At 47.2% G+C, this 7510-nt stretch carries 12 protein-coding genes; 3 read left to right on the top strand and 9 right to left on the bottom strand.

Annotation, left to right across the window (positions count from 1 at the left end; genetic code table 11):
• Nucleotides 1–220, top strand: a 220-nt coding sequence (locus tag Q0236_RS02785) for a hypothetical protein (protein WP_297914866.1), incomplete at its 5' end; no start/stop codon positions are given.
• A gap of 101 nt (nt 221–321) precedes the next feature.
• On the opposite strand, the gene Q0236_RS02780 is transcribed toward Q0236_RS02785, so the two are convergent.
• From Q0236_RS02780 to Q0236_RS02750, 7 genes are all read right to left on the bottom strand, one after another.
• Nucleotides 322–603 carry a barstar family protein gene (locus Q0236_RS02780; protein ID WP_297914863.1) on the bottom strand — a complete coding sequence of 94 codons (282 nt, stop codon included), beginning with the start codon at nt 601–603 and terminating at the stop codon, nt 322–324.
• Nucleotides 600–1331 carry a ribonuclease domain-containing protein gene (locus Q0236_RS02775; protein ID WP_297914860.1) on the bottom strand — a complete coding sequence of 244 codons (732 nt, stop codon included), beginning with the start codon at nt 1329–1331 and terminating at the stop codon, nt 600–602. The genes Q0236_RS02780 and Q0236_RS02775 overlap by 4 nt, the downstream gene beginning before the upstream one ends.
• Nucleotides 1332–1333: 2 nt before the next feature.
• Complete coding sequence (locus Q0236_RS02770) at nt 1334–1897, bottom strand: DedA family protein (RefSeq protein ID WP_297914856.1); 564 nt, start codon at nt 1895–1897, stop codon at nt 1334–1336.
• A gap of 43 nt (nt 1898–1940) precedes the next feature.
• On the bottom strand, nt 1941–2132 hold the full coding sequence (locus Q0236_RS02765; protein WP_297914853.1) for a hypothetical protein: 192 nt from the start codon (nt 2130–2132) through the stop codon (nt 1941–1943).
• A 169-nt stretch (nt 2133–2301) separates the two neighbouring features.
• On the bottom strand, nt 2302–2889 hold the full coding sequence (locus Q0236_RS02760) for a lipid-binding SYLF domain-containing protein (protein ID WP_297914850.1): 588 nt from the start codon (nt 2887–2889) through the stop codon (nt 2302–2304).
• Between the two features lie 10 nt (nt 2890–2899).
• Complete coding sequence (gene rny / locus Q0236_RS02755) at nt 2900–4453, bottom strand: ribonuclease Y (protein WP_297914847.1); 1554 nt, start codon at nt 4451–4453, stop codon at nt 2900–2902.
• On the bottom strand, nt 4386–5003 hold the full coding sequence (locus Q0236_RS02750; RefSeq protein WP_297914844.1) for a 5-formyltetrahydrofolate cyclo-ligase: 618 nt from the start codon (nt 5001–5003) through the stop codon (nt 4386–4388). The genes rny and Q0236_RS02750 overlap by 68 nt, the downstream gene beginning before the upstream one ends.
• An 81-nt stretch (nt 5004–5084) precedes the next feature.
• Here Q0236_RS02750 and Q0236_RS02745 point away from each other — a divergent pair, with 81 nt between their 5' ends.
• The gene (locus Q0236_RS02745; protein WP_297914841.1) at nt 5085–5666 is read left to right on the top strand and encodes a TlpA disulfide reductase family protein; all 582 of its coding nucleotides are present in this window, start codon (nt 5085–5087) and stop codon (nt 5664–5666) included.
• Entirely contained in the window at nt 5666–6529 is an 864-nt protein-coding gene (gene ftsY / locus Q0236_RS02740; protein WP_297914838.1) for a signal recognition particle-docking protein FtsY, read from the top strand. The genes Q0236_RS02745 and ftsY overlap by 1 nt, the downstream gene beginning before the upstream one ends.
• 229 nt (nt 6530–6758) lie before the next feature.
• On the opposite strand, the gene Q0236_RS02735 is transcribed toward ftsY, so the two are convergent.
• Nucleotides 6759–7193, bottom strand: coding sequence for a hypothetical protein (locus tag Q0236_RS02735; protein ID WP_297914836.1), 435 nt, complete (start codon nt 7191–7193; stop codon nt 6759–6761).
• 171 nt (nt 7194–7364) lie between these two features.
• The coding region (gene imm45, locus Q0236_RS13220) for an Imm45 family immunity protein (protein WP_367274725.1) at nt 7365–7510 on the bottom strand (146 nt) is incomplete at its 5' end.

The raw sequence follows: 7510 nt of genomic DNA, 5'->3' as shown, positions 1-7510 counted from the left end.
GGCTAGCGGCGAGCGAAGCGTCGTGCTACTGGGCTGTCCGTGCGGGATCTGGAGCTGCTGGTATCTCGCGCTTAAGATTAAATTTGAAGAAAACGCGGTTAAATTTACCGACTTTAAAAACCCGCGCCGCAAAGATTGGCAGTATGGGCTTGAGTTTAAATTTGACCGCGTGAGCTTTGTGAGCGAAATTTCTAAAATCGCCTCTTTTAATAAGCTCTAAAATTCAGTAAATTTTAACGGCGCGATCGAAACTGCGCCGAAACAAACCTACCTTTGCCTCGGCAAAATTTAGCTTTAAAGCGAAATGGCTGCCGCACAAGCTCATAAGATTAAAATTTTCGCCTTGCCGCTTCGCAATACATCCAGCAAAATATCATAAAATTTGCCCAGCCTTAGCTTTAAAATTCCGCCCCTTTTGATAATCACGAAGACCCGCCCGCCCCGCTCGCTAAGCGCGTCATAGAGTGCGTCTAAATTTGCGACGTATTCGGGCTCGAAATTTAGCGCTGCGGCAAACAGCGCGAAAATTTGATCTTTGCGCCTAATCTTTGCACCGTCGATGATGATCTTTGCTGCGCGGCACGTCTTAAAATTTAAACTCATTGCACGCGCTCGAAGCTTTCATAATGATCGGCGGTGTAGAATATCAGGCCGTCGTTTGAAAATATCAGCCGCTTCGCGCCGCGCGCGCCGCCGCGATACTCGATATCGCACTCGCGCCAAGTCCGTCCCTTTTTATCAGGCAATCTGCGCTCAAAATTGCCGAAGCGATCGCCGCCGATGCTCTTGCCGCGCGCGTATCGCCACAGATCGCCGCCCTGCCAGCCAAGCTCACCGGCCTGCTTTTTCGTGATGAAATTTTGCGGCAAAGAGCCCGTACGGCGGATATGAGCGCTCACGCACTCCCTGCTTATGCAGGGCTCGTCCGCGAACTGATTTTTAGAATTTACGGCTGGATTTTGCGAGTGCGAAGCTTCATAATCTGCGCTAAGCCGCCTGTGGACGTCCGCTTCATTTTTAGGATTTGTCGCGGCGGGCTCGTTTTCTCGCGGATGAGATTTTAAATCTCCTAGATCTGCTCCGCCGTCTGCGCTTCTTGCCCCGCTCTCATCTTTTGCGTCGGCGCTGCTTGCAGGATTTTCGGAACTTGAAATTTTACGATCGGTGCCGCTTGCAGAATTTTGCACGCCGCTTTTACGCGACGCAGCATCCAGGGTTTTGGAGGTAAAAACCCGCTCATCTTTAGCCGCGGAGCCGCGCGAATTGGAGATAAAATTTAGCGCCAAAAGAAGTGCTGCGAAAATTGCGAGCGGGATCAGCTTTTTTGCCACCGCTAGCCTCTTTTGCGGGTCGCAAAGCGAAAATAGAGCACGATCGCCGCTACTATCGCGCCTAGAGCCAGCGGAGCGATCCACGGCGCGTCCTTAATGTGCACATAGAGCTCGCGCACGAAATCGCCCGCGTAGTAGCTCAGTAGCCCTACCACAAGCGCCCAAATGAGCGAACTTACGGCGTTGATGACGCTAAATTTTAAAAACGAATATTTTGTGATACCGATCGCGATCGGTACGAGGGTTTTGAGGCCGTAGATGAATTTTTTGATTAAAATTATGCGGTCGCCGTATTTACGAAACAAGATCTGCGCCAGAGCGAGGTTGCGGCGCTGTTTGCGCAGATATGGCATGATCTCTTTTTTATTGTAACGACTTACTAAAAACAGCCCCGAATCGCCTATAAAGTTCGATATGCAGGCGATTACGATGCATAAGACGATATTGAGCTCGCCGGCCGAGCTTAGCACGCCCGCTGCCGCAAGCGCCAAAAATCCTCCGCCCAGCGAATACAAAAACAGTATCAGATACCCCCACGTATGGAGGTTTTCAAACATCGACTCCATCAAATCCTTTCATAAAATTCTATTAAATTTTAGGTTTTAAATTTCAAAATTTCGAGGCTTTTATGCGCCGAAATTCCGCTACAACGGAATTTCCTAGCATACGCTCTTTCGGTTTGCGGGCTTGCAACGCGGTAGCTAAATTTAAAGCTCTAAATTTACACACGACGAGCAGGCAAATTCCATGTTTTGCAATAGCCGCCGCGTAAAGCTCGATCTGCACGACTTCAAAGCTCACGCGAAGCTAAATTTAGAAAAACGCTAAATTAAAATTTGCAAAGTTTCGCAAGCAAGCGGCGCTAAATTTCACAAATATTTAAATTTAGCCTGCGATCGTCGGACTAAATTTCGGCTAAATTTGGACTAAATTTAGCCACCAAAGCGCGCACAGGCTATATTCTTTGAAATCAATATCCGCCCTCCGCGCCGATTATGCGCATCAAAAATGCATAGCCATCGCTGTTCGGATCAAAAGCGCGATCGCTTTTAGTCTCCAGCACCGAGCCGCCCAAGCTCACGCCAGCAAATAATCCGCCCTTGTTCGTAAAGACGTACATATCCTGATTTAGCACGTCCAGCGCGCCCGAATCAGCGCTATAATTGCCCGCGACCGCCGTCGCATCGCCCGAGAGCGTGATTTGGGATTTTCGCATCTTTTCGATCACGTCGTCGTTCATCACGAAAATGACTAAATAATTATCCTCGTAGCCGATCTGAAGTCCGATGCTGGCGCTGCTGATCTCTGCGCCGCTTACGCTGCGCGCGCCGTCATTATTGTAGACGATGATCCCCTCGCCGTACATTCCGCCTATGATGAAGCCCAGCTTTTTGACGCTCGGAAAGATCACTATCGCGCGGGCTTGTTGCGCTAGATATTTGTACTGCGAGTTTGTGCGCATTACCGACGAATAGGCGCTGGCACTATTGATGATGAGCTCATCATCGGCAAATGCCGCGTTAAAAAGCAAAAATAAAGCGATTATAAATTTTTTCATTTCACACTCCTTATTTGGCTATCTCGACCGCGCGAAGCTCGCGTATGACGTTAACCTTGATCTCGCCTGGGAATTGAACCTTATCTTGGATCTCGGAGGCGATCTCTTTGGCGACCAAAACCGCCTCGTCGTCGTTCATAAGCTTGGCGTTTGCGATGACGCGGATCTCGCGACCTGCGTTGATCGCATAGGCCTGCTTAACGCCCGTTTTACTCATCGCGATCGCTTCGATGTCGCTAACGCGCTTTAGATAGCTTTCTAGCACCTCTCGTCTGGCGCCCGGGCGCGCGGCACTTAGCGCGTCTGCGGCACAGACTGCGGCGCTTTCTACGCTGGTGGCCTCCTCGTGGCCGTGGTGGGCGTAGATCGCGTTTATAACTACCGGATGCTCTTTGTAGCGGCGGCAAACCTCAGCGCCCAGATCCACGTGCGAGCCCTCATATTCGTGAGTTAGCGCCTTGCCGATGTCGTGAAGTAAACCCGCCCGCTTGGCCAGCTTTTGATCTCCGCCCGTTTCTGCGGCGATGATGCCCGCAAGATGTGCGACCTCAAGGCTGTGCGCAAGGGCGTTCTGCCCGTAGCTGGCGCGAAATTTAAGCTTGCCGATGAGTTTTAAAATTTCGGGGTGAATTTTGCTAAGGCCTAGATCCATTACGATATTTTCGCCCTCTTCGGCGATGCTAGCTTCAAATTCGTCGCTTACTTTTTTGTAGATGTCCTCGATACGCGCAGGCTGAATTCTGCCGTCCTCGATAAGAGTTTCGATGACGCGAACGGCGATGGCGCGGCGGTAGAGATTATGTGAGCTTACGATGATCGCATTCGGGGTATCGTCGATGATAACATCCACGCCAAGAGTCATCTCAAGCGCCTTTATATTGCGCCCCTCTTTGCCGATGATGCGACCTTTTAGCTCATCGTTTTTGATATTTACGACGTTGATAAGTCGCTCTGCCGCAAACTCGCCCGCAAAGCGCGACGTAGCCTGCGCTAAAATATAATTCGCCTTTTTTCGCGCCTCTTTTTTGGCTTCCTCTTCATACTTTCGCACGATGTGAGCGATGTCGGTGCGGCTTTGCTCCTCGACCTTCTTAAGCACCTGTGCGCGCGCCTCATCCTGCGTAAAGCCCGCCACGCGCTCAAGCACCTTAAGCGCCTCGGAGAGCTTCTCTTCATAGCTTTTCTTTAAATTCGAGCCCTCTTCGTAGAGGAATTTCGCCTCTTTTTTGGCGCTTTCGAGCTCCTTTTTGCTGTCTTTTAAAATTTCTTGCTCGGTTAGAAGCGCGTGCTCCTTTTTACCGAGCTCGTCAAATTTAACGTTAAATTCTTTCTGCAGTTTGCTTGCCTTATCTTCGTATTTTTTCTTAGCTTCAAACTCAGCTTCCTGCACCGAAATTTTAGAATTTCGCAAGATGCCCTCGGCTTCAAATTCTATCGCTTTAGCTTTAGCTTTGGCTTGTTCGACGAAGAAATCGTAATTGGCGTTATTGATCTTTCTAGCTACTAAGTATCCTATGCCAGCGCCCACCGCAAGAGCGCACAAGGCGATTAAAATCTCTATCATACTTTCCTCTTTTTAGGTAATTTTGGCTCGGAGTTATGTAAAAATCGCCCTTAACGTCGTGATCAAGCGATAAAATTTCGCTGCAAAAGCAGTCTTTTATACTCACGAACGCGATTGCGGGCTTAAACTTAAGACCTGAAAAAAACATATCGTAAAATCCTTTCCCATGTCCTATTCTAGCCATTGCGCCATCCACTCCGATAGCTGGAACCACGGCTAGATCGACCTTTTTAAAATACCCGTTTTGCGGCAGCGTCTGTCGCAACCCAAAGCACGAAATTTTAAAAGGTAAACGCAATCTTACCATTTTTAAACTAATATCCACCATAAACGGGACGTAAAATTCGCAGCTTTTTGATAGCTTTTTTCTTAAAATCAAAACGTTCGGCTCGTAGCTCATCGGCAAAAATATCAAAATTTTACGCGCTTTTAAAAATTTTATCAGCCGCTCAAGCCGCCATAATAGCTCATAATGCTCGCATCTAGCCGCACGCGCGGCGTGAGATTTTAGACGCGATTTGCAAATTGCTCTAAATTCATTCTTTTGCATCGCTTGATCTTTCGAATAAAATATTAACGCTTATTTTAACTATTTTTTGTATAATTTTGCGATAAAATTTTAAGGTTCATTATGAAATTTCGTTTTTTTCTAGCGCTTTTTACGGCTTTTTTATTTCTTGCAGGTTGCGGCGATGATGAGGATAAAAAATCAAGCGATACCCCGACCGAGGCCAACGCCACGCAGCCGCAGTCCGAAACCGAAGCCGTAATCCAGGTCGATTATACCGCTCCTTTTACACTCCAGCTAAGTAACGGCAAAATTTTGAATATGCAAAAGACAAAGCAGGGCTTTCGAATCGATAATAACTCCACCGTGACGCTATTTGCGTTTTTTACGCCGTGGTGCGACGCCTGCGCCGTGCAAGTAAGCGCGCTAAACGCCGCCAAACAAGCCTACTCCGGCAAGCTTGACATAATCGGCGTGATGATCGGTGATGCGAGCCTAGACGACGCTAAGGCCTACGCAAGCGCGCACGAGGTAAATTACGCGATCGCTTACGGCGAAGGGACGGACTTTTTTACAAAGGCGCTAGGCGGCATAAACGAAGTGCCGTATATGGCGATATACGACGAAAAGGGCGAGTTTAGCGCGCAGTATTTCGGGCTGATGCCGGAAGAAATTTTAATGACCGAATTGGAGAAAATTTTCTGATGTTCGAATTTTTTAAAAAAGGGCTTAGCAAGACCATAGGCGCGATGCGAGGTGCAAAGGGCGAAGATAAAATTTCAAAAGAAATCCTAGAAGAGATGCTGCTTGAAGCCGACGTAGGCTACGAGCTTGTAGAAGAGATTTTAGAAAAACTTCCCGCAAAAAAGCTAGTTGCCAAAGATGATCTTAAGGGCGTTTTGAAGAACTATTTCGATTACGAGATCGCTAAACCCGCGGATGAGAAGCCCTTCGTAGAGCTCATCATCGGCGTAAACGGCGCGGGCAAGACCACGACGACCGCGAAGCTTGCAAATTTATATAAAAATAGTGGCCAGAGCGTAATTTTAGGCGCATGCGACACCTTTCGCGCGGGCGCAGTCGAGCAATTAAAAAAATGGGCGCAGATCCTAAATCTACCGATCGTAGCGACCGCGCAAGGGCACGATCCCGCTGCTGTGGCGTTTGACACCGTTAACTCAGCTAGTGCCAAAAACATCGATCGCGTCCTGATCGACACCGCCGGGCGCCTGCAAAATCAGAAAAATTTAGCCGCGGAGTTAGAGAAGATTGTGCGCATCTGCGACCGCGCAAAAAGCGGCGCACCGCACCGCAAGATCATCGTGCTCGACGCCACTCAGGGCAATCACAGCGTCGCGCAAGCCAGAGCGTTCAACGAGATCGTAAGGCTCGATGGCATCATCATCACGAAGCTCGACGGCACGCCCAAAGGCGGCGCACTTTTCGCCATAGCGCGCGAGCTGCGGCTGCCGATACTTTTCGTCGGTGTGGGCGAACGGATGGAGGATTTGGCGGAATTTAACTCGGATCAGTTCGTAGAGACACTGGTGGATGGGATTTACGCTTAAACTCTGCTTAAATTTACATATTCTCGCCGAACAAGCTTAAATTTTACGCGCCGAAATGCCCTGTAAATTTTGCCGCTCGATTATCTTAGAATAAATTTTACTTAGAATTTTACAATTTTCGTTTAGAATTTTGCAAAATTTTAGCTCACGCACCGCATAAAAACGCGCCGCTCGCGTCCATTCACACTAAAATACGTAAAATCCCTCCGCCATCAGCAAAGCAGCGCGCTTATAAGAATTCCTCAATGATTTCGAGCTGTTTAAATTTCACGGTTATCCTCTGTCCGCTCGCAAAGATAAAATCATACTCGCAAACGCTTTCCCGCTTTAGCGAAAATTGATAAACTATCAGATCGTTGTTTTTAAAGCTCTTATCGTCCGTTTTGAAGCGGACGGCTAGGACGTTTTTGAAAACAAATTTAAAATTTCTATCATGGTAGGGCGATAAAAATTTCATCGTCAGTCTATCTTCGTTTTTTAAAATGCCAAATTTAAATTCAGTCAAAACGGCGTCGTGAAGGGTTTCTTTCGCATTAAACAGATACCTTTTCGGATCCGAGACGAACTGCCTGATAGGCTTTGCTATTTCGTTTTCATTCTTGCGAAGCGACTTAAAATAATCGTCAAAATACCATATACTGTTTTTCTTTTTTATTTTTGACATAATTCATTTACATGATTTTCTTTGTTTTTTTTTGCTATCAAAAACGTATCTGTATAATGTTGGGTTATCTCCCGCCAATCCAATCGTATACTTACTTATGTAAAAGCCTGTCTCCGAATTATACCGTCTGTACCTGTTATAGTAAAGTTCTTCTATTTCAGCGTCTTGTTTTTACTCCAACACTTCTAACATACTGCTTATATAAACATCTTCTATATCACAATCAATATAACCCCATTTATTCCAATTAGTTTTTAGCCAATCTGAACCTAACCCTAATCTGTATCCATCAGGTATAGATTCTTTAGGGAAATACG

This window comes from uncultured Campylobacter sp. (assembly GCF_938031315.1).
Taxonomy (GTDB): Bacteria; Campylobacterota; Campylobacteria; order Campylobacterales; family Campylobacteraceae; genus Campylobacter_B.
Note: the sequence above shows the minus strand (reverse complement) of the source record. Positions and strands in the feature narration are given on the sequence as shown.